A 24,147-nucleotide genomic window follows, 5' to 3' on the forward strand; every position below is an offset into this window, starting at 1 on the left:
TTAGCGATAGCGCCGGCCGCAAATCTTAAGAAATATCTTGATAACACCAATGCCAAGGCTCGTAGCGATAACCCGAGGCGTTGTCCGGCGGATAGGACATGACGAAACCGAAGCGATTGGCGTTGACCTGCAACCAGGCGAAAGCAGCGGTCAGTTCGAAGCCCTGTTGCACCGCCGGCGCATCCGGGCAGGTCAAATCCACGGCGCGGCCGGTGTGGTGTTCGCTGTAGCCGGGCGGCGCCAGCACGGTCAGGATCTCGGCAATTGCCGCGCCGGCGTCGAGCTTGGCGCGGATGATCTCGGCCTGGCGTTCCACGCTGCGGTAGGCCGAGATCAGGTAAATCTCGATGCCGTCGGCCGCTGCGGCGGCCTTCATCGCCTGCCAGGCGCGGCCGGCGGCCGGGGTCATTAGAAACGCCCTGCCCTTATGGTCGACATCGGCGACGGCCAAGCGTTTTGCGGCGGGATACAGACGCAGGCCGCGGGCTTCGACCGCTTCGACCGCAATTCCCAGCGCGGCGCAGAGCGCGAGCGGATCGTAGCTTACGGTTTCGGGATGATTGCTCATCTCAGCTCCGGTTGGCCGAACCATTCGCCGCTTGGACTGGTGTCGACCGCCGGCCTGACGTAATCCGGCGCCGCCGATTTCGCAATGCAATCAATGAATTCGATGCGGGCTGTCATCGCGGCTTACGAATATCCAATTTCCGCATCCGATAGCGCAACGTGCTGGGCTTGACCTGCAAGCGCTGCGCCGCGCCTTGCGGGCCTTCTATGACCCAGCGGGTTTGCTCCAGCACCTGCAGGATATGTTCGCGGGCGACAGCATCCAGACTGGCGTCGCCGATCTGCAGCGGCGCGGTTGAAATATCCGTCGCACTGCCCGGCAATTGCTCGGCGCCGATCTCCAGCCACGGCCCGTCGGCCAGGATGATGGCGCGCTCGATGATGTTTTCCAGTTCGCGGATGTTGCCGGGCCAGCGGTAGTTCTGCAAACGTCGCATCGATTCGGCGCCGACGCCGTTGATTTTTTTGCCGATTTTCGGCGCGAATTTGCCGATCAGAAAATCGGCCAACAGCGGAATGTCTTCCAGCCGCTCCCGTAGCGGCGGCGTAGTCAGCGGAAACACGTTCAGCCGGTAGAACAAGTCCTCGCGAAAATTTTTGTTCGCCACCTCCTGCAACAAGTCGCGGTTGGTGGCGGTGATGACCCGTACATCCATTTTGATCGGGGTCTGGCCGCCGACGCGTTCGAATTCGCGTTCTTGGATCACCCGCAATAATTTGACCTGCACGTCCAGCGGAATTTCGCCGACTTCGTCCAGGAACAGCGTGCCGCCTTCGGCCAGTTCGAAACGGCCGATACGTTTGCTGATCGCACCGGTAAAAGCGCCTTTTTCGTGGCCGAACAATTCGCTTTCGATCAGGCTGGACGGCAACGCCGCGCAATTGACTTTAATCAGCGGCCGCTGTTTGCGTTTGCTGGCGGAGTGGATGGCGCGCGCCACGAGTTCCTTGCCGGTGCCGGATTCGCCTTGAATCAGCACCGAAGCGTCGGTCTGCGCCACACGCTGCACCTGGTGCAGCAACGAGCGCAGCCCCGGGCTGCGGCCGACGATTTCCTCGAAATTGTGCTCGGCCTTGATTTCTTCCTGCAGGTAGCGGTTTTGCGCCTCCAACTTGGCTTGCTCCTGTTCCATCAAGACTTGGGCGGTGATGTCGATGAACATCGTCCGCAGAAAACAGCCGCTGGGATCGGTTTTCGACCACCAGCGAATCCAGACCGGCCGGCCATCGTCTTTGCGCCGCAATTCCAGCACCACGCCGGCGCTATCCGTGCCTTTTTCGACCGATGCGAACGCCTGTTGCAACCGGTCCTGGGCTTCCGGCGTCTCCGGCACCAGGGAAATGCCGCGCGTGGTGCTTACCTGCTCCGGAGTCAAACCCAAAATTCGCAATGCCGCCTGGTTGGCTTGGAGAAACCGGGTTTCCACATCCTCGTGCACATAGGCGATCGGCGCTTCGTCGAACAATTCGCGAAAGCGCTGTTCGCTGAGCCGCAGTTGCTGCTCGATGCGCAGCCGGTTCAATTCCGCCCCAGCGCGGGCGGCGAAGATTTTGAAGACATAGAACAGATTGTCCCGCTCCGGCATCGCTCGCGTATCGAACAACGCCAAGTGGCCGAGTATTTCGCCTTCGCCGTCGCGCAGCGGCACGCCCAAATAACTTTCCACCCCCTGCTCGTCCGGAAACATCTGCGACACGCCGGACGGGTAATGGCAGAAATTGCCGCGCAACACGTCTTCGCACGGCGTACCGGGCAAATCCCATTCCTGATCGTCCAGAAATTCGCCGTCGGTCCAGAACGCCAAGCAGCGCACCCGGGTCTTGGCCTCGGCGAACTCGGCGACGAAACCGTTCGCCACGCCGGTCGCCAGGCATAAGTTGCGCACCAACGAACGCATGAAGTCGCCGCCGGTAGCTTGAGCGGTGCCTTCGACCACCGCCCTCAAAATCGAAAAATCGTTGGGATCGCTTGGGTCCATATTTACAAAAGAGTGGCCGAAAACAATTGATGCCGCAAAACGCCGCCACATTCTAGCCGCGGCCGCCAAGCCAAGGCCACCATATTTGGCGGCCGCCGCGAAATATCGCGGCACTCTTCAGCGCAAACTTGACCAGCGATAGCGCCAAGTTTTTACAAACCATTGATTAAATTTAACTAATTTTCCACAACAGGACCTGGCACGGCGCTTGCGATATTCGCTGTGTCGGGCGGCGCAGGCTGCCGACACTTCACTAATCTAACTTAACGGAGACTATCCATGAAAAACCCAACTACCGTCGTCAGCACCGCTTTGGCTTCCATCCTGGCCATGAGCGCGATGGGATTGCCAGCCACAGCCGCGGCCGCCGACAAAAACGATATGGAGAAATGCTACGGCGTCGCCAAAGCCGGCAAGAACGATTGCAAAACCTTGTCCAACGCGTGCGCCGGCCACGCAATCAGCGATAACCAGAAAGATGCCTTCATCGCGTTGCCGGCCGGCACCTGCGAACGCATCAGCGGCGGCAGCCTGCAAGCTCCGGCCGGCATGTAATCCGGATCGGCCATGGCGCAGTCACGCAATACCCTATCCTTCGGCGCCGTTAACGCTTCGATTCCGGCTGCGGCCGGAATCGGGCTGCGTTCGCCGCACTACCGCGATGCCTTGCATAGCCCGGCCAAACCGGCCTGGCTGGAAGTGCACAGCGAAAACTATTTCGCTGCCGGCGGCCCGGCGCTACGGATGCTGGAAAGCCTGCGGCGGGACTATCCGCTCAGCCTGCACGGCGTCGGCATGTCGCTGGGCTCGGTAGACGCCCAGGACGGGCGCCATTTACGCCAGTTGCAGCAGTTGATCGAACGCATCGAGCCGGCTCTGGTGTCCGAACATTTGTCTTGGAGTGCGTTCGGCGGCCGCTATTTCAACGATCTGGCGCCGATTGCCTATACCGAATCGGCCCTCGCCGCATGGGTACAACGGGTGGCGCAGGTGCAGGACTTCCTCGGCCGGCCAATCTTGCTGGAAAACCCGTCCAGTTATCTGCAGTTCGACTATGCCGACTACAGCGAAGCCGAATTCCTGAGCCAATTGGCCCGCCGCAGCGGCTGCGGCCTGCTGCTGGACGTCAACAACCTTTACGTCTCTTGCCACAACCACGGTTGGGATGCGCTGGATTACCTGCTCGCACTCGATGCCCACCACGTGGCCGAATTCCATTTGGCCGGCCACCGCCGCAACCAAATCGGCGCTGACGTAATCCTGATCGACAGCCACGACGGCCCGGTCGCCGAGCCGGTATGGCAGTTGTTCCGCATGGTTTTAAAACTGTTCGGCAACCGACCGACGTTGATCGAGTGGGATGCGGATTTGCCCGATTGGCACACCCTTATCGATCAGGCCACGCGTGCCGATCGCTATATGGAGCAAAATTATGTCCAGGCTGCATGAGCTGCAACGCGATTTTACCGGTTTCGTGTTTGGCGACTCCGCCCGGATTCCGGCCGGTATTGTCACTAACGGCATCGCCCCGGAACGGCGGATGGCCGTTTACCGCAACAACACCCAAACCGGTTTGAGCCAGGCCTTGGGCGACACTTACCCGGTAGTATACCGCCTGGTCGGCGCCGGCTTCTTCGACCGGCTGGCGCGAGCGTATATCGCCGAATATCCGCCAGCCGCGGCTTGTCTGATTGAATTCGGCGCGAATTTCGCCGAGCTGATTGCCGGCTTTGCCGCTGCCGCCAGCCTGCCCTATCTGGCCGACGTGGCTAGTCTGGAATGGCTTTACCACCGGGCCTACCATGCCGCCGAATCCCCCGCGCCGACGTTAACGGCATTGCATGATTTCAGCCAAATCGATTGCGGCGAGTTGACGGCAAAATTGCATCCCAGCGCCGGTTTGATCGAATCCGGCTATCCGCTGCTGCCGATCTGGCTCAGCAACCAAGCCGATTATCTCGGCGATCCGCACGTCAATCTGGATGCGGGCGGTTGCCGGCTACTGGTATTCCGGCCGCAGTGGGAAGTGGAGATTCGGCCGTTGGCATTAGCGGAATACCGTTGTTTAACGGCCTTAGCCGGCAGAGCAAACTTAACCGCTGCCGTCGGCGCCGCTTTGGCATGCGATCCGGATTTCGCCGTCGAGTCCTGGCTCTTGGCCGGGCTACGCAGCGGTCTGCTGGCCGATATCGTTTTACTGTAACCGAGGTTAACTCCATGAATACGCGTATCGCGAATCCTGGTCCGGCCGTGCCGGGCAAAGCCGTAAACACATTTTTCCTAAGATTGCGCCACCAGCTGACGCCGCTCGCCGACTTGGTGCTGCGCGCTTGGGTCGGCTACGCGTTCTGGATTTCCGGTTGGCTCAAGTTGAACAGTTGGGACAGCACCTTATATCTGTTCCAATTCGAATATGCGGTGCCGCTGTTACCGAGCCCGGCGGCAGCCGTGCTGGCCACCGCCATCGAACTGCTCGGGCCGCTGGGTTTGTTTCTGGGCCTTTACGCCCGCTCGGCGGCGGCATTACTGTTCGGTTTCAATATCGTCGCGGTGGTGTCTTATCCGCAACTGGGCGCGGCCGGCCTGGAACAACACCGGACTTGGGGGTTGCTGTTGCTGGCGCTGATGGCGCACGGTCCCGGCCGTTGGTCGGTGGATGCCTGGCTGGCGCAGTTGCACCGCCGGCCGGATTGATGCATGTCGACTTCAAACGCCCATTTGCCTCTGCACGGCAAAACTGTGCTGGTGATCGACGCGACTTGCGCCGCAGGCGCGGCCGCCGCTGAAGCGCTGGCTCTGGCCGGCGCCAGAGTCATGTTGAATTACCCGGATCGGCGCGACGCCGCGGAACGGCTGGCGGAACGCATCCGCAACCGCGGCGGCCAAGCCATGGCGTTTCGGGCCGATATTACGGTTCCGGGCGAGTTACGCAGCCTGTGCGATGTGCTGCTGGCCTATTGGGGTCAACCGGATCTTGTGGTCGGCGCCGGTTCGCACGCCGTAGCGCTATCGGCGGCTTTGGGCTCAACCGATCCGCCGGTACTAGCACTGAGTTACGACGCCGTTGCGGTGTTTTTGGCCCCGACGGGCGGCGCCAGCCAAACCTAATCGGAACTTGGCGGCAAAATCCTTATCACTGAACAACGCAAGCCGTTTGCAATTTAATTTCCGGACCAGAAGGCATCCATGAAAAATTACGACTATCCCAAAATCCCGGCCGCCGAAATCACGCCTAAGCACTTATTTCAAGCCCGCCGCAAATTCTTGCAAACGGCGGGCGGCGCGGCGTTAGCGGCGCTATTACCGCAACCGCTATGGGCCGCGGGCGGCTTCGGCGAGATCAAAAAGTCGGAATTCAATGCCGACGAATCTTTGACGCCGTTGCAGTCGGTCACCAGCTATAACAATTTTTACGAATTCGGCACCGGCAAGGACGATCCGGCCGCCCGCGCCGGCACTTTAAAAACCCGGCCCTGGACTGTCAGCATCGAAGGCGAAGTCAAGAAACCCATCACCTTCGATATCGACCAAATCTTGAAAATGGCGCCACTGGAGGAACGAATTTACCGCCTGCGTTGCGTCGAAGCCTGGTCGATGGTGATACCGTGGGTCGGTTTTCCGCTGGCCGAACTGATCAAACGCGCGGAACCGACCGGCAAGGCCAAATACGTCGAGTTCGTCAGCCTGCACGATCCGCAGCAGATGCCCGGCCAAAAATCGGCGGTATTGGAATGGCCCTACCGCGAAGGCCTGCGCCTGGACGAAGCCATGCATCCGCTAACCCTATTGACTGTCGGTTTGTACGGCGAGGTGCTGCCGCCGCAAAACGGCGCACCGGTGCGGATCGTGGTGCCGTGGAAGTACGGTTTCAAAAGCGCCAAATCGATAGTCGCGATCCGCTTCCTGGAACAACAGCCCACCACCAGTTGGATGCAGGCCGGCCCCAGGGAATACGGATTTTACGCCAACGTCAATCCGGAGGTGGACCATCCGCGCTGGAGCCAAGCCAAGGAACGCCGCATCGGCGAATTCCTGAAACGCAAAACCTTGATGTTCAACGGCTACGCCGAACAGGTCGCGCCGCTATACGCCGGCATGGACCTGGCTCGCTACTTTTGACCTATGGCTGAGGTATCGCTGAACGGCAAAGCCCTCACCGGCATAAAAATCTTGGCGTTTTGCCTGGCTTTGCTGCCGCTGGGAAAATTAGGCGTCAACGCCTATCTGGACAATTTGGGCGCCAATCCGATCGAAAAAATCACCCACGTTACCGGTTTCTGGACCCTGACTTTGCTGATGGTGACCTTGGCGGTGACGCCGCTGCGCCGGCTGTCGGGCTGGACCTGGCCGATCCGGCTGCGGCGCATGCTCGGCTTGTTCGCGTTCGGCTACGGTAGCCTGCATCTGCTGGCTTATTTGGTACTGGACCAGTTCTTCGATTGGGAGGCCATCGTCCAGGACATCGCCAAGCGGCCTTATATCACCGTGGGTTTTCCGGCGTTTGTTTTGATGGTTCCGTTGGCGGTGACTTCCACCGATCAAATGCTGCGCCGGCTGGGCGGAAAAAATTGGCTGCGCTTGCACAGCTTGGTCTACCCTTGCGCAATCGGCGGTGTCGTTCATTATTGGTGGCTGGTGAAAAAAGACTTGAGCAATCCGCTTGCCTTCGCCTCGGTTTTGGCGATACTGCTTGGCATCCGGGTCGCCTACCGGCTCGGCGGACCGCTTTTTCGGCGGCCGAAGCCGGCCCGATCAACCTGATTTTCTAACCAACGCCCCCTTGAACCCGATCCGCGATTACCTGTTCGTCTACGGCAGCCTGCGCCGAAAACCGGGAGCTTGCAGCAACCACCCGCTGCTGGCCGGCTGCGAATGGGTCGGCCGGGCGACGCTGGCTGGCCGACTTTACCGGCTGGACGGCTATCCGGGCGCAGTCGACGCCGGCTGCGGCCGGGTCCACGGCGAAGTCTACCGTCTGCGCAACGGCCGGCGCGCGCTGGCAGCACTGGACCGCTACGAAGAATGCACGCGGCATTTTCCGCCGCCGCACGAATACCGCCGGGTGCGGCGTCCGGTGCGTTTGGCCGGCCGGCGGGTTTTGTCGGCCTGGGTTTACCTATACAATCGGCCGACCGCCGGCTTGCGCGCCATCGCCGGCGGCGATTATTTTCTTCAATTTCAGGAACAGGCATGATCAGCGTCATCCAACGCGTCACCCAAGCCAAAGTCACGGTCGACGGCATCGATATCGGGGCTATCGGCTCCGGCATCATGGCTTTATTGGCCGTGGAAAAAGCCGACACCCCTAAGCAAGCCGATCGCCTGCTGGAGCGAATTCTGAATTACCGGATATTCGCCGATGCCGACGACAAGATGAATCTGAGCTTGCGCGATATCAACGGCGGCCTGCTGTTGGTGCCGCAATTCACGCTGGCCGCCGACACCGACAGCGGCAACCGCCCCAGCTTTGCGACGGCCGCGCCGCCGGAGATGGGCCGGGAATTGTTCGAATACGCCCGGCAACGCGCCGCGGCGATCTACCCCGGTTGCCAATTCGGCCGCTTCGGCGCCGACATGAAAGTCTCGTTGGTCAACGACGGCCCGGTGACTTTTACCCTGCGTTGCCAGGATAAAGCCCGCTAAACCCCGGGAATCCAGGCGGAATTTCCAGCGACCCAAGTTTACGTGGGTCAATAAACTTCGCCGCTATTCGAATGACTGCAAACGCGGGGCGATTTATGCTGCAAAAAATAAACTATGTTAAATAACGCAATTTAATTTGCCGCACAGCCTGCTTACTACTAAAATCCTGTCACCTTAACCCACCATAGAGAGATACTCATGAAGAATCGTCATTTATTGCTGGCCATGATACTGCCTGCGTTGTTTGCCCTCAGCGGCTGCGAATCGGCGAAACCGGTCGACGAGACCAATGCCCAGCCCGCCGAAGTGGCCCCTGCCGCAGTAGCGCCGACGCCTGCTCCGGTTCCTGCCGCCGCGCCGGTGCCGGCAGTAAATCCCGACCATTGCGCCAAACACAAAGCCGATGCGTCGCACGACTGCGAAGCGCATTGCAAAAAAAGTAAAGGCAAAAAAGATAAAGCCTGTCTGAAACACTGCGCCGACAAAGCCTTGGCCGACCACGATTGCGCAAAACATTGCGCCGACCATCCGCACGCCAAAGACGCGGTCTGCGCCAAACATTGCGCGGGCGATGCCAACGCCAAACCTCACGAATGCGGCAGCGAGCACTGTGCGCACCACGAAGCCGACGCGGCCAAACATTGCGACGCCGGCCATTGCGCCCACCACAAAGGCGCAGCCGCCCATGAATGCGGTGCCGAACATTGCCAAAAACACGGCGGTAACATGGCAGACTGCTGCGGCAGTGGCCATAAATGCGATAAGTAATCCATTCCTCGGCCGGAGAAAGCGCTAAGCGGCGCTTTCCCCCGGCCGCTCTTCCCACAACTCAATTCGGTTCACAGCGGCTCGGCGCAAGTACCGCAATCCTGATCCGGCCCGGACCCACGGCGCCAGCGGACAAGCGCTTTATCACCACGGTGCCCGGTCGCAGCAATAGTACGTCAGACAAAAAAAAGGACCGGTAGCCCATTGGGTACCGATCCAGGCAGGAGCCACGAGGTTCTAAGGAAGAAACAGATCGAATCGACGCAAGCCAACGCGATAACCCGATCGCTGTTTAAGATGGGGCTCGATCGATAAAGTTCAATAGCTTTGAATATTTATAAAATTTTTTTCAAGTTGGTATCGAAGCCCGCCGCACAGCAAAGCGGCGCAATCTTAGTCCGGCGCTCGGTCTCAAGCAGCCACGTCTTTACGGAAAAACCACATCTGGTAGATGCTCAGTAAAATTTGCACCCCCATCGACAGCCCCATCAGCGCGCCGCTCAACACGACCACGTAGGCGAAACTGGAGATCGATTTGGTGATGAACCACGACAGCACGTCCAGCAACATCGCCGCAAACGGAATCACCACCGCTACCCGTTTGACGTAAATGTTGATGTCGCACAGCAAAAAGATCTTGCCGATAAAAAACAGGATGAAGGCAATACCAAACAAATGGATATGCGACACCCTGACCAATACCGGCACCGAAGCGCCGCCGGAATGCGCCACTTCCAAGACACCGGCAAAGTTAGTCAAATTGGGTAAGGACGGATTCACCGCCGGATTGTGGCAATGCACGCAATCGCGGTTCAGAATCGGGGCGACGTCCTTTTCGTAACCGTTTTGTTCGGCGCCGTCGTGTATCCATTTCATGATGACTTCCTTGTCGCTTTGGTACTTCAGATTCGGCTCCATGATGCCGTTGATGGCCGAGCCGAGCCGCGTCTGGTTATTGGAGCCGTGGTACATAATGACAATGTCTTCGATCGACAAACCCGGCTTGCCGTCGCGGCCCTGGTGGGTGTAGTACATATTGATCAGCGCCACGATGTAGCCTAGACCGATAGTCAACAGAAACACGGTATTCAAAATTCTTTCGCTGACGGAAATGTCTTTGAAACGGGCATAAGGTTTTGGCATTTAAATTCGGTCCATTGAAATTGAAATCCGGCTCCGCAAAAAAGCCGGTGTTTTTGGCAGCGGCCCGACAACAGCCTCTGGGTCTGTCGCAGTTTAACAGCTACATTGTCTGCGTTTTTCTCGGTGTTGTGCATCAGCCAAACCGAACAAAAAGTCCACCAACTAACCGATCAATTGGTTCCGGATCGGATCGACATTCATCGTTCCCCAGTCAGTCGGATTTGTTACTAGAAGTTGACGAACAACGACGCCATGCCCAAATGGTGCATCTTGGCATCGCGGTGGTTGGCGTCGTCGAGGTACTGGTTCAAGTAACCCAGTTCGGCCCGAACGTTTTTGTTGAAATTCCAGCCGAGGCCGCTGAAGGCCCGGTTTTGGTCGAAGCCGGATTTGCCGCCCCAGGCGGTGGTGTTAACCCGGTAAAACGCTTCGTCCCAGGCGATGAAGCTCAGGCGCGGTTCGAAATCGAACGGATGCATGAATTTGATCATCTGCCGCGGCCGCTCGCGGACTTGGTCGCCGCGCAGGAAATTGGTTTCCCACATGGTGCGGAAGGTGAAGGTGCCGATGTCGGTGGGCAGGATGTAGCGAAACGCCGGCCAAATATCCTGTTGCGCGATATAAGGCTTGCCGATGTTCTGCGTCGGCAGCCAGGTATAACCGGCCCAGATCGTCGCCCGGTCGCTCAACGAGTAACCGACCGCGGAACGCACCATGCCCTGGTACCAATGGCCCCAGTTGCCGTCGAAACGCGACTGCCCTTCCAGCCAGATGCGGCCTTTCGCCAACGACGGATCGACCGATTGCAGACTGCCCTCGCCGACGATTTGCAGCCAAGCGCCGGTATCTTCCGCCAATTCGCCGGCATGCGCCAAAGCCGCACCGGCCGCTGTGAACATAAACAAGATGATTTTCAACCGATTGAGAGGATATGAGTGTTCGGCCATCGCTTTGCTCCAGATCGAATTCCAGTGATTGCAGGCAAAACTCGGGCGTAGCCGACCGCTCCGGGGTCAACATTGGAGTATTGTCTGCGGTGATTGCGGTTTGGCCCGGTGGGCCGATGATGCTCCGGCACCGCCCGAAACACGGACGGTGCCGGCCTGTTAGCGCGTCAAACGCTGAGCTTGCGGCGTGCAGCCAGATGGTGGTCGGAGTAGCTGTGATGTTCGTCGAGGCCGACGATTTCGCATTTGCCCCCGGCGTGGCGATACTCTTCCGCATAGTGGTGGATAAACTCCATCACGGTATGGTCGATCAAGTCAGCGTCGGTCAGGTCGAAGAACACGTTCTCGCCTTGCGGAAAATCCGCCAACAAGCTTTTCAAGCTGATGAAGTTGGAGAACACCGCCGCACCGCTGACCGAGATATGGTAGGTGCGCGGATCGGTCTGGTTGACGTGGTAGGCCAGCGAAAACACATTGCCCGGTTTTAAGCCGCGGGTCATGTGGATCAGCAACTCGGCGACGATGCCGATCGCGACGCCGACCAGCAAATCGGTGGCGATGACGCCGATAATGGTGATCACGAACACCACGAAATGATCCAAACCGACCGACAAGGTTTTGGCGAACTCTTTCGGCGAAGCCAGCCTGAAGCCGGTGAAGACCAGCAATGCCGCCAACGAAGACAGCGGAATTTCGTGAATCAAGCGCGGAAACAGCGCTACGAAAATCAGTAGCAGCATACCGTGGAAGAAATTGGCCCAACCGGTTTTGGCGCCGTTGTTGATATTGGCCGAGCTACGCACGATTTCGGCAATCATCGGAAGGCCGCCGACCATGCCGGCGATCAAATTGCCGACGCCGACCGCGGCCAGATCCCGATTTAAATTGGAGTTGCGCTTGTACGGATCGAGTTTGTCCACGGCCGATGCGCTCAACAGACTTTCCAGGCTGCCGACCAGCCAAATCGTCACGACAGCCACCCAAAATTCGGCGGTGGCGATTTTGGAAAAATCCGGAAAGTAAAAGCCGGACATGAAATTCTCCGGCACCGCCACCAAAAAGGTCGGGCCTATGGTGTATTGGTGGTGCGGCAAAATTTCGGCTTCGGGTAAAAACAGGTATTGGTGGATATGGTCCAGATCGAAGTATTGGCCCAAAGCCAAGCCGAGCATAACCACCAGCAGCGGTGCCGGAATCATCTTCAGGGTCGGTTGTTTGATCAAGGACCAAACCACCAGCAAGGCCAGTCCGCATAAACCGATCAACGACACTTCCGGATTCATTTCGATGATCGAATGCGGAATTTCGGCAATCGTACCGAGCAGGGTTTTGGCTTCGGGTTTCACCCCTAACAAGGTATGAACCTGCTTGGCCATGATGATGATGCCGATCGCGGCCAACATGCCGTGCACGACGGAGCTGGGGAAAAAAGCGCTCAGCTTGCCGGCTTTGAACACGCCGAGCAATATCTGCAACACACTGGCGACAACAATCGCCGCCAAGGTGTAACGGTAACCGGCCATCGCATCGCCCTGCCCCAGCGACTGCACCGCATCGACGATGACCACAATCAGACCGGCCGCCGGACCGTTGATCGTGACATACGAGCCGCTGATGCGGGAGACGACCACCCCGCCGATGATGGCGGTGATGATGCCCGACATCGGCGGAAAACCGGATGCCATCGCGATACCGAGACATAGCGGCAATGCAATCAAAAACACCAGAAAGCCGGAGAGCAAATCGCTGCGCCAGTTTTCGAACAGGCCGGCAATACCGGTTTTCGGCAACACAAGCTGAGATACGGGGGACATAAATAGCGCTCGTTCGATATTGAAAAACCAGTTTCAAACAAGAAATATGCCAGTTCCAACCAACAGCGGCCAAGCGCCGGTTTTCTCGGCCGACCCCGGCGCCGAAAGGCATCCGCAGCAGCGAATAGTGCTTGTCCTGCAGCGGAATGGTTTATAAAAACCCGGCTTACTGGTTGAAATCAACCTTTGCCCGACCGCTCGCCGGTATCATTCGCAGGCGCTGTGCATCGATCCGAGCGCGGCAGCGAGCGAAGCGCACCAATCTGCGCCTCCTCCGGCCGACGCCCACTGGTCCAGCGCAGCCACCCAAGTAACCGAAAGCCGTTGCGACGGAGCCGCGCTGCCCGGCCGGCCCGCGTAGCAAAACCGTCGGTGTCGGCCGCTATCAAAACGCTACGCAAGCCCGACGCGGCGACCGGAGCCGGAAACCCTGCAAGGCCGTACCGATTGGTTTAAATCAACCGCCCGTCAACGTTTTTTGCACCAGCCACGCACCCTCAACAAATAAAACCATTGCAATTCAAATAGATAAAATTGGCACGCGCCATGCTTAGCCTTGATTGACATCCCCGCCCGGATTGGTCCGATTACGGCCCGGCTTCGGCCTGTAATAGCCTCTGTGCCATAAAGCTGAGCGCCATACCGGCCGGTCTTCACTTCATCGGCTGCCGCCAGGATGCGCAGAACCACCCGGCAACCGGCGAGAGCTCTTTTGACCAACGAGGTTTAGTACATGGAACCGGTTAGCTATACTTATCATTCGGCGGAGTCGAATGACAGCCACTCCGACCGCCGAGATAGCGGTTTCGACCTGAATCGCGCCATTGACAACGTCTCGCACTGGCTGCCGACGCAAGGCCCTCTAAAAGACTTCATCCACCACAATACCTTACATGCGGTACAGCACTTGCCGTTTCACGAAGGCGTCGCGCTGGCGGCAAAAATATTCGGCGCGCGCAGCTATTTGCCGCTCTCCGATTACCAAAATCGCTACCGTGAAGGCCGGATCAGCGACCATGCCATCGACTGGGCTTTGCAACGTGCCGACTTGAACGACAACCAGCGCCGGGCGCTGCGCGACAGCCTGTTCAGCACAGACAAGCAAAGCCATTACCCGCCGACTTCCCTAGCCAATCACGGCATACGTACCCGTTGGCTAAACGAATTGGAAGTGGATTTGAATGCGCTGGCGCATCCGGTGTTATTCCGTCTACTGGCCAACTTTCTGGATCAGGGTATCAGCCGCTGGAGCTTACCGAAGGCAAACGAGAGTTTTTGGGATTGCGTGTTGCGCTTAACCCAAAACAGCCTCATACCGCTATATCCGTTTCAAGAAAAAAGCGTACGCGACCTGCTCAACCTCGGCCCGGATCAAGTCATTCTGCATTGTTTGCAACGCATGGTCGGCCTCGAAACCTGGTACGAACAGTACATTCTGGAAATGCTGCTCGGCCATCCGGGCTGGTCCGGCATGGTCAGACTGATCGAACTGAATCCGCAAACCTTGCTGGCCCGCCGCGATATTTCGTTGCAGCAATTGATCGCATTCGAACTGGCCTGTGAACTAGCCTTGCTGCAGAAAAAACGCGGTGCCAATTTCGGCAATATTGCCGCCTTGAAACAGCTGGATTCGGTGCCGCGCTTCAACGGCGGCGCGATGCAAACTCAGGTTCCGTTAAGGCTGAAAGTCTGGCACGAAGCCATGGAATGGTCCCTGCATAGCGAATTGTTGCAGGCTTTGAAAAACCAGCCGGTTCCGGGCCGGTCGCCAACCGCCAAGCCGGCGGTGCAAGCGCAGGCACTGTTTTGCATCGACGACCGGGAATGCTCGTTACGCCGGCATTTGGAAGAAATCAATCCGGCAATCCAAACCTTCGGCGCCGCCGGTTTCTTCGGCATCGATTTCCTGTACCAGGGCCTGGACGACGTCTATCCGGTGGCGCAATGCCCGACCGCGATTGAGCCTAAACATTTGATCGTCGAAGCGGCGGAAGACCAAGCCGAAACAAAACAAAAAACCGGTAAGTTTTCCAGCCTGCACTTCACGGCGCATTCGATGCTGCGCGGTTGGCTGTTTACCCAAACTTTGGGCTTGGGTTACGCGGCGCGCCTGGCCTGGAACGTATTCCGCCCCGGCGCCGGCCTGCTTAATATCGAACAGCTCAGCGAGGTCAAGGCTCACAGCCACTTGCACCTGCTGCGCGAAACCGACGAACCCACGCCGGAAGGCTATTTACTGGGCTTTTCCTTTCCGGAAATGGCCGACCGCGTCGGCGGCTTGTTGCGCAATATCGGCTTGACCCAGGATTTCGCACCTTTGGTAGTCATTGTCGCCCACGGCTCCAGCAGCGTGAACAATCCGCATTTTGCCGCCTACGACTGCGGCGCCTGCGCCGGCAAACCCGGCGCGCCGAATGCCCGCGCCTTCGCCTGGATGGCGAATCAGGACGCGGTACGGGAAATCCTGCGTGAACGCGGTATCGACATTCCGGCCGCCACTTATTTCGTACCGGCGCTGCATAACACCAGCCGCGACGAAATCACTTATTTCGATCCGAATTCCTATTTGCACCGCGACCATAAAGTGCTGCACGCCTTCAAGCACGACATGCACCACGCCCTGTTACGCAACGCGCGCGAACGTTGCCGCTGGTTCGAATTGGGCCCGCAATCGCATTCCAATAAAGCAGCGCATCAACACGTCGTCGCCCGCGCCTCGTCGATTTTCGAACCGCGCCCGGAATACAACCATTCCAACAACCTGTATTGCCTGGTCGGCCGCCGCCAATTGAGCCGGCAATTATTTCTGGACCGGCGCTCGTTTCTGCATTCCTACGATCCGGCCAGCGATCCCAACGGCGAGATCATGGCCAAGATTCTGTCTGCGATCATTCCGGTCTGCGGCGGTATCAACCTGGAATATTTGTTCTCCCGGATCGACAACTCGGTGTACGGCGCCGGCACCAAGCTACCGCACAACGTAATCGGCTTGCTGGGCGTCGCCAACGGCGTCGAAGGCGATCTGCGTACCGGTTTGCCCTCGCAAATGATCGAAGTTCACGAACCGGCCCGACTGCTGATGGTGGTGGAACAAACCACCGCTATTATGGATAAAGCCTTGGCCGGCATCGGCGGTTTGCAGGAATGGCTGGACGGCGAATGGATCAGATTGGTCAGCTGCGACCCCGCCAGCCACGAATTGCAGCTATACGCCAAACACCGCTGGGAAAACATCGAACTGCCGGATACCTTGCAAACTCCGGCCGCCCCCCACTCGGAAAAAATCATCCTCGGCAAGACCGCAACGATACCGGTACATCAGTTACAAGGGAGACACGCATGAACGGCTTGATGTTGGCCTGTTTGGCATTTCCGCTGCTCGGCATGCTAGTGATCCTGCTGTTCGGCAGCAGCGAGCAACGCATTTCCACGATCAGCCTGTGGACCAGCCGCGCGAAAGGCGCCAGCGTATTGGGCTTGTTGGCGGTCTGGGCTGTTGCCGGTTTTCCGGCTCACGAATTCGCTTGGTTCGATCTTTACACACAAGGCGAATACCGCTTTCCGATTCTGTTTTATTTGGACCGGATCAGCGCGGTCTATTTATTCTGCGCCTGGGTGATTTTCTCGATTATCGTGCGTTATTGCCGGGTCTATCTGCACCGCGAAACCGGCTACCAGCGTTTCTTCCTGACAATCTTCGGCTTTGCATTCGGTTTGAATCTGGTGATTCTGTCCGGTTCGATCGATATGCTATTCGCCGGCTGGGAAATAGTGGGCGTCTCGTCGTTTTTGTTGATCGCCTTTTACCGGCACCGGCCGCAACCCATCCGCAACGCCTTGCGCGCTTACAGCATTTACCGCTTCTGCGACGTCGGCTTGCTGCTCGGGGCCTGGATGAGCCATTTGCTGTTTCACGAAAGCCAGCATTTCAGCCAACTGGCCAATTTGTTCCAACACGCTGCAATGCCGCCGGCCGGTTATGCGTCGCTGCTGATATTGTCCTGGCTGATCGTGATCGCCGCCTCCGGCAAATCGGCGCAATTCCCGTTCTGCTTCTGGTTGCCGCGGGCGATGGAGGGGCCGACGCCGTCCAGCGCCATTTTTTACGGTGCGTTATCGATCCATTTGGGCGTGTTTCTATTGTTACGCACCATGCCGATCTGGACCTACCATTACTTGCCGCGCACCATGGTGTTGGTGATCGGCTTGCTGACCGTCGTAATCGCCAATCTGTCGGAAAAAACCCAATCCAATATCAAAGGCCAGGTCGCCTACGCCTCGATCACCCAGGTTGGCTTCATGTTCATGGAATTGTCGCTGGGCCTGGAAACCTTGGTTCTGGTGCATTTCCTCGGCAACGCCTTCCTGCGTTGCTACCAGTTGCTGGTCTCGCCGTCTATCGTCGCCCATTTGCTGCGGGTGGAAGGCTCGGTCGATACCGACTTCGTCATCAAACCCAGCGCGATGCGGGAATTTCTGCCCAATTCCATCCGCGACACCTTGCCGGCGGTACTGCAAAACACCCTATACGTGTTCGCGTTGCAGGAAGGTAATTTGGAACGCTTGGTACGTTCGACCTTGTGGGACCCGCTGAAGCAAATCGGCGCCCGCATGAACCAGGTCAGGCCTGCGATCCGGTATTTCAGCAGCGTCGGTCTGATCGGATTGATCATCCTCGGCGAAAACGAAACCTGGTTCGATCGCGGTTATTTATCGATCCCGATCTCCCTGGCAATGGTAGTAGCCTCACTGAGCGCGTTCAGCCAAAAACACAGTCCGTTCAAAGTCTGGAACGCGATCGCAACCAGTTGCGGCTTGGCCGGCATTGCTGTGTGGATGATGGATCCCGCGGCTTATGCGGACGTGCTGCTGTTTTTGAGCGGCGTGCTGCCCTCCTGGCTATTGGGTATAGGCGTGCTACGCCGAATGCTGGCGCAGGAAAACTTCGCCGAGGAGCCGTTCCGCTACCGGGCCATGGCCGAAACCCGGCCGCGAGCTTCGCTGCTGTTGTTTCTGAGCTTTCTGGGTTTGGTAGGATTCCCGATCACGCCGGCATTTCTGGGCGAAGACCTGCTATTGGCCGACGCCACCGGGCTGCATCCTTGGTTTGCCCTGCCCATTACGCTGGCCTTTGTCGTCAACGGCATCGCCGCCGCCCGCGTCTTCGTCAGATTGTGCATGGGCCGCCCCAGCGAGGTTTACAGCCAAACTCACGAATCCGCCTAGTGACTTTATCCGTCAATCATGGCATTAATGTTGCGCTAGGCGCGACTTTTTCGCGCTCGGAAATATTGGCCGTTTTTGGCCCGCACAATAATAATTCGACAGGAGGATACATGCGTAAATTTCCAATTGTAATGCTGACAGTTGCCTTAAGCGCCGCCTTGGGTCAGGCTTTCGCCGAAGAAGCCGCCGTTTCGGACAAAGTCAGAACCAGCGTTTTGAAACGTCATCCGCAGGCAACCGATATGGTTGGCACCATGGAAACCCACTTCGGCCAACAGTTGCTGGAAGTCAGTTTCAAGGATGCTGAAGGCCAAGTTCTGCACGAATTGTTCCGTGCCAACGGCGCGCTGTTTACCGGTGAGCTGGTATTGGAAAATCCGCAGCAAGTGCCACCTATGGTGACCGATGCCGTTAAAGCCAATTTCCCGGACGCCCGCATCGAAAAAGCCGAGTTGGTGGTAAACCCGAACGGTGTCGGTGAAGAGTATGAATTGATCGTTAGCGCCCCTAGCGGCAAATGGCGGGTAGCGGTCAACGACAAAGGCGCGATCACATCCAAAGAACGCCATTAGTCGGATTTTCGCCAGGTTCGGGTTCAGATGAAGGCGCTTGCAGCCAAGACGTGATGAATCCAGGTTAACACTACTCTGCAATTGCCGGACAGCCGCTGTGGCTCAGCGATCCAGCCGGCAATTGGGGTAGCCCAAACCGACTTGGCGCCAGCTATCGAGACAGCATTACCATCTGAATACCACTAGCTTGGCCGATGGTTAGTCAATGCCTGCCGGTCAAATCCGAAACTAGTACGGTATTACGATTTTCAGCTGGCAAAAACGGCTCCGACCGTCTTCTAACCGGGCCCTGACCAGCCCCCATCCACAGTGCGCCCAGATCAAATTACATTTTTTTCTGCACTGGGCTGCTTGCCAACTTTTTCGACGTGTTTTTTATTTTGCCGTACAGAACCGCGTTTAGAATATCCGCATGACAAATCACGAGTCCCGCGCCAGCGCGCTATTTCCCAGTTTCTCGGCAACCGACCGCGCTACAATCGACGCAGCCCTGGCCTGGATCGACGAATTGGGCGCCAACCGCATCGAATCGCAGCGGCCGAAGGGCATCGATGTTGCGGCCATCCTGATGGGTGTGCATATCGATCTGGAAACCATTCTGGCGACTTTGCTGAGCGATTCCCGCATCGCTGATCGGATCGACGAAAACCAGGTGCGCGAGCGATTCGGCGCGACGGTGGCCGATTTGTTTAGAGACGTGGACTGGCTGAACAAGGTCAGTATTTACACGCCGGAAATGGCCAACCAACCCAATCAGGCCGAGATCCTGCGCCGCATGCTATTGGCAATGACCCACGACGTGCGGGCGGTGTTGATCAAACTGGCGCTGAGGATACAGCGTTTGCGCGGCTTGCATCTGGAACAGGAGCAAATCCGTCATTTCATCGCCCGCGAAACGCTGGATATCTATGCGCCATTAGCCAATCGGCTCGGGATCAGCCAGTTCAAATGGGAATTGGAGGACTTAGCCTTCCGTTATCTGGATCCGGACAATTACCGTTTTATTAGCGCCTCGCTGGCGGAAAACCGCGAACAGCGCCAAGCCAGTATCGATCGGTTCCTGCAAGAGCTGAAAGCGCTGCTGGCAGAACACGGCGTGGCGGCTAAGGTTTACGGCCGGCCCAAACATATTTACAGCATCTGGAACAAGATGCGCAGAAAACAATTGGCGCTTTCCGATCTTTACGATCTACTGGCGGTGCGAGTGGTGGTCGAATCGCTTCCCAGCTGTTACATGGTGCTGGGTTTGGCGCACGCCCAATGGCAGCATATTCCGCGCGAATTCGACGATTACATCGCCAATCCGAAGGAAAACGGTTATCAATCGCTACACACCGTCGTGCTGGACCCTCTCGGCAACCGGATCGAAATCCAGATCCGCACCAAAGCCATGCACGAATTCGCCGAACTGGGTGTCGCCGCACATTGGCGTTACAAGGAAGGCAGCAAATTCAATGCTGCGACCGAGAAAAATATCGCCTCGCTCCGACAATTGTTGGAAGACAAGGACACTAGCGACAATCTATTGGAAAATTTTCATACCGAATTGTTTTCCGACCGGGTATTCGTGTTGACACCTGCCGGCAAACTAATCGATTTGGTCAAAGGCGCCACACCATTGGACTTTGCCTATGCGATTCATACCGAAATCGGCCACAGTTGCCGCGGCGCCAAGGTCAACGGTCAGATCAAGCCGCTGACTTACAAACTCAGCTCCGGCGAACAAGTCGAAATTATTACCGTCAAAAATGGCCACCCGAATCACAATTGGCTGAATCCGAACCTGGGTTATCTGAAAACGCCGCGGGCGATCAGCAAGGTCAAAAGCTGGTTCAAACAGCAGCAGCAAGCCGAAAACATTGCTGCAGGCAAGCAAATTCTGGACAAGGAAAGCAAACGCCTGGGTTTGAAAACCGTCGATATCGCCGAGTTGTTGAAATACTTCAAAATAGCGGACGCCGAGCATCTATACGAAGCTTTGGGGCACGGCGGCATCAATAATCGGCAATTGGCGAATGCGCTGAAAATTCCGGAATTGGAACCGACCCCGGTCAAGTTGGTGCCAAGCCAATCCACGGCGCAATCGGTGGTGACCATCGACGATATCGACAATGTCGTCACCACGCTGGCGCACTGCTGCTCGCCGGTGAAGGGCGACGATATCATCGGCTTTATCTCGCATAAACGCGGTATCACGATACACCGCAAGGATTGCGAGAACATTCGCCATTTGTCGGCGGAAAAGCAATTGCAGTTAGTCAAAGCGGAATGGAGCGGGCAAAAGTCGGTACACCACAGCGTACCGATCGTGATCCATGCGTTCAATGCCCAAAACCTGTTGAACGATGTATCGCAAGTTTTGGCGACCGCGAAAATCCATATCAGCAATGCGTCGCTAAAAACGCACGAGGATTTGTCGGCGATTTTGCACATGACGATACAGATCGAGAATACGGCGCAACTCAGCTCGGTGTTGACCCGGATCAGTCACTTGCCCAATATCATCGAAGTGAAGCGGAAAGTTTAACGGCGTCGGCGCATGGCTGTTGCCGACATTTTTAGAAGCCCGGCGGAGGATTCATGCTAACATAGCCGTTTTAACTTTATGGGCTTTTACTATGGCAAAAGAAGATCAAATTGAAATGGACGGCAAGGTCATCGACACCCTACCGAACACGATGTTTCGCGTCGAATTGGAAAACGGCCACATCGTGACCGCGCATATCTCCGGCAAAATGCGCAAACATTACATCCGCATCCTGACCGGAGACAAAGTTCGCGTAGAAATGACACCTTACGACCTGACCAAAGGCCGCATCACGTTCCGGAACCGCTAACCCGCTCCGGGCTAGCGCTTCCCTCTCCGCTCTACATCACTTGATTCAATTCGGAAACGACTAGCTGTTTGCCTTCAATGGCAAATGCCAATTCATCGTTCTCGACATGTATCCTTACATGACCGCCATTCGCCAAGCGCCCGAACAACAAGTCTTCGGCTAACGGCTTCTTGATTTTTTCCTGGATCAAACGCGCCATCGGCCTTGCCCCCATTTTCGGATCGCAGCCGTGCTCGGCCAGCCATGCCCTTGCATCAGGCTCCAAGGTCAACGTCACATTCTTGTCGGCCAATACCGCTTCCAACTCGAAGATAAACTTGTCGACGACGCTACCAACCACCGCCAAATCCAGCGGCTTGAACTGAACAATCGCATCCAGACGGTTTCTGAATTCGGGCGAGAAACCGCGTTCGATCACTTTCATGCTGTCCGACGCATGATTTTGCAAGGTAAAACCGATCGAGGCCCGGCTGCTTTCCTCGGCACCGGCATTGGTGGTCATGATCAGAATGATGTTTCTGAAATCGGCTTTGCGGCCGTTGTTGTCGGTCAAGGTGCCGTGGTCCATGACCTGCAGCAACAAATTGAACACATCCGGATGGGCTTTCTCCAACTCGTCGAGCAATAACACCGCATGCGGATGTTTGGTCACTGCTTCGGTCAATAGACCTCCCTGATCGAAACCGACGTAACCCGGAGGAGCGCCGATCAGACGCGAGACGGTATGCCGTTCCATATATTCCGACATGTCGAAGCGGATCAATTCGATGCCCAGCACCTTGGCCAACTGGCGGGTCACTTCGGTTTTGCCGACGCCGGTCGGGCCGGCGAACAAGAAGGAACCGATGGTTTTGGTAGTGTCACGCAGCCCGGCCCGCGATAATTTGATCGCGGCAGCCAGTTCAGAAATCGCTTCATCCTGACCGAACACCAGCATTTTCAGGTTCTTTTCCAGATTGGAAAGCTTGTCGATATCGTTGGACGACACCGATTGCGCCGGCACCCGGGCGATCTTGGCCACGATCTCCTCAATCTCGGCGGTGTCGATGGTCTCTTTACGCTCCCCAGCCGTGAACAAGCGCTGTCTGGCGCCGGCTTCGTCGATCACATCAATAGCCTTGTCCGGCAAATGCCGATCGGTGATATAGCGCGCCGATAATTCCACCGCCATCCGCAAAGCTTCCTGGGTGTATTTCAGGCCATGATGCTCCTCAAACCGCGATTTCAAACCTTTCAGAATCAATACCGTATCTTCGATGGACGGTTCGACCACGTCGATTTTTTGGAAGCGCCGCGCCAAAGCATGGTCTTTTTCGAAGATGCCGCGGTACTCCTGATAAGTCGTCGAACCGATGCAGCGCAATTGGCCGGAAGCCAACACCGGTTTGATCAAATTGGACGCGTCCATTACCCCGCCGGACGCCGAGCCGGCGCCGATGATGGTATGAATTTCGTCGATGAACAAAATCGAATCCGGCTCTTTTTTCAATTGGTTGATCAAGGCTTTTAAACGTTTTTCGAAATCGCCGCGGTATTTGGTACCCGCAACCAAGGCCCCCATATCTAACGAATAAATTGTGCTGTTCATCAAAATATCGGGTACCTGTTCTTCGACAATCCGCTTCGCCAAACCCTCGGCGATTGCCGTTTTACCGACCCCGGCTTCGCCGACCAGCAGCGGGTTGTTTTTACGCCGCCGGCACAACACCTGGATGGTGCGTTCCACTTCCAATTCGCGGCCGATCAACGGATCGATATTACCTTTTAGGGCCTCTTCATTCAGGTTGGTGGCATATTTTTCCAGCGGGCTGGTCAAATTCTCGTTGTTGCCGCGCTCGCCTTCCGGTTCCTCGCTGCTCTCTTTTCTGAACTGCTCGATTTTGGAAACTCCGTGCGCCAGATAATTCACCACATCCAACCGCGTGATGTCTTGTTTGTTCAACAGATAAACCGCATGCGAATCCTGCTCACTGAACAGCGCGACAAACAGGTTGGCACCGGTCACTTCTTTTTTGTCGGACGCCTGGACGTGAAATACCGCCCGCTGCAACACGCGCTGAAAGCCCAAAGTCGGTTGGGTTTCGCGCTGGATGCCTTCCGGGATCAGCGAAATGGTCTCGTCGATGAAGCGGGTGAGTTCGGCGCGCAACGCATTGACGTTGCAGCCGCAGGCGATCAGGATCGGGATCGTCGTCACGTTATCCAGCAAAGCCAACAGCAAATGCTCGACGGTGATGAACTCGTGGCGCTTGGCATGAGCCCCGGTAAAAGCGGCGTTCAGTGTCACTTCCAGTTCTTTACTTAGCATGGCTTACCTCTCACGCCTCTTCCATCGTGCACATCAGCGGGTGATGATGTTCACGGGAGTATTCGTTAACGATGTGTACTTTGGTTTCGGCAACGTCCTTGGTGTAGGTGCCGCATACCCCAACACCCTGGGTATGCACTTGCAACATCACCTGCGTAGCCCGCTCTTGGCTCATGTTGAAAAAGTCGGTCAAGATCTCCACGACAAAATCCATTGGTGTGAAATCGTCGTTGAGCAAAATGACTTTATACAACGGTGGCCGTTTCAACTGCGGCTTGGCTTCTTGCAGCGCAGTGGTGCCGTCAACGTCTTTAAAGGGTTCAAAATCGGACATAAACTTCTG

22 protein-coding genes are annotated in these 24,147 nt (G+C 56.9%); 15 read left to right on the forward strand and 7 right to left on the reverse strand.

Annotated elements, in window-relative coordinates:
- Positions 1–25: 25 nt before the first annotated feature.
- A complete protein-coding gene (locus AC0IM9_RS01695; RefSeq protein ID WP_482802818.1) occupies positions 26–568 on the reverse strand; it encodes a M15 family metallopeptidase in 543 nt (180 codons plus the stop codon).
- A 112-nt stretch (positions 569–680) separates the two neighbouring features.
- Positions 681–2,546, reverse strand: a complete 1,866-nt coding sequence (locus AC0IM9_RS01700) for a sigma-54 interaction domain-containing protein (RefSeq protein ID WP_482802819.1) — start codon at positions 2,544–2,546, stop codon at positions 681–683.
- A gap of 279 nt (positions 2,547–2,825) precedes the next feature.
- Here AC0IM9_RS01700 and AC0IM9_RS01705 point away from each other — a divergent pair, with 279 nt between their 5' ends.
- The 10 genes from AC0IM9_RS01705 to AC0IM9_RS01750 all read left to right on the forward strand — a co-directional run bounded on the left by AC0IM9_RS01705 (position 2,826) and on the right by AC0IM9_RS01750 (position 8,957).
- Positions 2,826–3,101, forward strand: a complete 276-nt coding sequence (locus tag AC0IM9_RS01705; RefSeq protein WP_140913339.1) for a BufA1 family periplasmic bufferin-type metallophore — start codon at positions 2,826–2,828, stop codon at positions 3,099–3,101.
- A gap of 12 nt (positions 3,102–3,113) precedes the next feature.
- Positions 3,114–3,995 carry an MNIO family bufferin maturase gene (gene bufB / locus AC0IM9_RS01710; protein WP_482802820.1) on the forward strand — a complete coding sequence of 294 codons (882 nt, stop codon included), beginning with the start codon at positions 3,114–3,116 and terminating at the stop codon, positions 3,993–3,995.
- Positions 3,979–4,749, forward strand: coding sequence for an HvfC/BufC family peptide modification chaperone (locus AC0IM9_RS01715; protein ID WP_482802821.1), 771 nt, complete (start codon positions 3,979–3,981; stop codon positions 4,747–4,749). The genes bufB and AC0IM9_RS01715 overlap by 17 nt, the downstream gene beginning before the upstream one ends.
- 14 nt (positions 4,750–4,763) lie before the next feature.
- Positions 4,764–5,240: a DoxX family protein gene (locus AC0IM9_RS01720; RefSeq protein WP_482802822.1), complete on the forward strand. Its 477-nt coding sequence runs from the start codon at positions 4,764–4,766 to the stop codon at positions 5,238–5,240.
- A 3-nt stretch (positions 5,241–5,243) separates the two neighbouring features.
- Positions 5,244–5,654, forward strand: coding sequence for an SDR family oxidoreductase (locus AC0IM9_RS01725; RefSeq protein WP_482802823.1), 411 nt, complete (start codon positions 5,244–5,246; stop codon positions 5,652–5,654).
- Positions 5,655–5,732: 78 nt separating this feature from the next.
- On the forward strand, positions 5,733–6,665 hold the full coding sequence (gene msrP, locus AC0IM9_RS01730) for a protein-methionine-sulfoxide reductase catalytic subunit MsrP (protein ID WP_482802824.1): 933 nt from the start codon (positions 5,733–5,735) through the stop codon (positions 6,663–6,665).
- A gap of 3 nt (positions 6,666–6,668) precedes the next feature.
- On the forward strand, positions 6,669–7,307 hold the full coding sequence (gene msrQ / locus AC0IM9_RS01735) for a protein-methionine-sulfoxide reductase heme-binding subunit MsrQ (protein WP_482802825.1): 639 nt from the start codon (positions 6,669–6,671) through the stop codon (positions 7,305–7,307).
- A 19-nt stretch (positions 7,308–7,326) separates the two neighbouring features.
- On the forward strand, positions 7,327–7,740 hold the full coding sequence (locus AC0IM9_RS01740; protein WP_482802826.1) for a gamma-glutamylcyclotransferase family protein: 414 nt from the start codon (positions 7,327–7,329) through the stop codon (positions 7,738–7,740).
- Positions 7,737–8,189 carry a D-aminoacyl-tRNA deacylase gene (gene dtd / locus AC0IM9_RS01745; protein WP_482802827.1) on the forward strand — a complete coding sequence of 151 codons (453 nt, stop codon included), beginning with the start codon at positions 7,737–7,739 and terminating at the stop codon, positions 8,187–8,189. Before AC0IM9_RS01740 ends, dtd begins: the two co-directional genes overlap by 4 nt.
- A 198-nt stretch (positions 8,190–8,387) precedes the next feature.
- On the forward strand, positions 8,388–8,957 hold the full coding sequence (locus AC0IM9_RS01750) for a hypothetical protein (protein WP_278212278.1): 570 nt from the start codon (positions 8,388–8,390) through the stop codon (positions 8,955–8,957).
- A 411-nt stretch (positions 8,958–9,368) separates the two neighbouring features.
- On the opposite strand, the gene AC0IM9_RS01755 is transcribed toward AC0IM9_RS01750, so the two are convergent.
- From AC0IM9_RS01755 to AC0IM9_RS01765, 3 genes are all read right to left on the reverse strand, one after another.
- Entirely contained in the window at positions 9,369–10,100 is a 732-nt protein-coding gene (locus AC0IM9_RS01755) for an Aq_1264-related membrane protein (protein WP_482802828.1), read from the reverse strand.
- 227 nt (positions 10,101–10,327) lie between these two features.
- A complete protein-coding gene (locus AC0IM9_RS01760; RefSeq protein ID WP_445370339.1) occupies positions 10,328–11,047 on the reverse strand; it encodes a DUF2490 domain-containing protein in 720 nt (239 codons plus the stop codon).
- A 167-nt stretch (positions 11,048–11,214) separates the two neighbouring features.
- A complete protein-coding gene (locus AC0IM9_RS01765) occupies positions 11,215–12,861 on the reverse strand; it encodes a SulP family inorganic anion transporter (RefSeq protein ID WP_482802829.1) in 1,647 nt (548 codons plus the stop codon).
- Positions 12,862–13,594: 733 nt separating this feature from the next.
- On the opposite strand from AC0IM9_RS01765, the gene AC0IM9_RS01770 reads away from it, so the two are divergent.
- The 5 genes from AC0IM9_RS01770 to infA all read left to right on the forward strand — a co-directional run bounded on the left by AC0IM9_RS01770 (position 13,595) and on the right by infA (position 21,496).
- Positions 13,595–16,204: a YbcC family protein gene (locus AC0IM9_RS01770; RefSeq protein ID WP_482802830.1), complete on the forward strand. Its 2,610-nt coding sequence runs from the start codon at positions 13,595–13,597 to the stop codon at positions 16,202–16,204.
- The gene (locus AC0IM9_RS01775; RefSeq protein WP_482802831.1) at positions 16,201–18,087 is read left to right on the forward strand and encodes a proton-conducting transporter transmembrane domain-containing protein; all 1,887 of its coding nucleotides are present in this window, start codon (positions 16,201–16,203) and stop codon (positions 18,085–18,087) included. The genes AC0IM9_RS01770 and AC0IM9_RS01775 overlap by 4 nt, the downstream gene beginning before the upstream one ends.
- Before the next feature lie 110 nt (positions 18,088–18,197).
- Positions 18,198–18,659 carry a hypothetical protein gene (locus AC0IM9_RS01780; RefSeq protein ID WP_278212287.1) on the forward strand — a complete coding sequence of 154 codons (462 nt, stop codon included), beginning with the start codon at positions 18,198–18,200 and terminating at the stop codon, positions 18,657–18,659.
- Between the two features lie 412 nt (positions 18,660–19,071).
- A complete protein-coding gene (locus AC0IM9_RS01785) occupies positions 19,072–21,186 on the forward strand; it encodes a RelA/SpoT family protein (RefSeq protein WP_482802832.1) in 2,115 nt (704 codons plus the stop codon).
- A 91-nt stretch (positions 21,187–21,277) separates the two neighbouring features.
- Positions 21,278–21,496 (forward strand): translation initiation factor IF-1, encoded by a 219-nt coding sequence (gene infA, locus AC0IM9_RS01790; RefSeq protein ID WP_013819653.1) that lies wholly within the window; start codon positions 21,278–21,280, stop codon positions 21,494–21,496.
- A gap of 31 nt (positions 21,497–21,527) precedes the next feature.
- Here infA and clpA read toward each other — a convergent pair whose 3' ends face one another.
- Positions 21,528–23,804 (reverse strand): ATP-dependent Clp protease ATP-binding subunit ClpA, encoded by a 2,277-nt coding sequence (gene clpA / locus AC0IM9_RS01795; RefSeq protein ID WP_140913323.1) that lies wholly within the window; start codon positions 23,802–23,804, stop codon positions 21,528–21,530.
- Positions 23,805–23,814: 10 nt separating this feature from the next.
- Positions 23,815–24,138 carry an ATP-dependent Clp protease adapter ClpS gene (clpS, locus tag AC0IM9_RS01800; protein WP_054761148.1) on the reverse strand — a complete coding sequence of 108 codons (324 nt, stop codon included), beginning with the start codon at positions 24,136–24,138 and terminating at the stop codon, positions 23,815–23,817.
- Positions 24,139–24,147 lie beyond the last annotated feature (9 nt).

This window comes from Methylomonas sp. Uni0011, assembly GCF_056850255.1.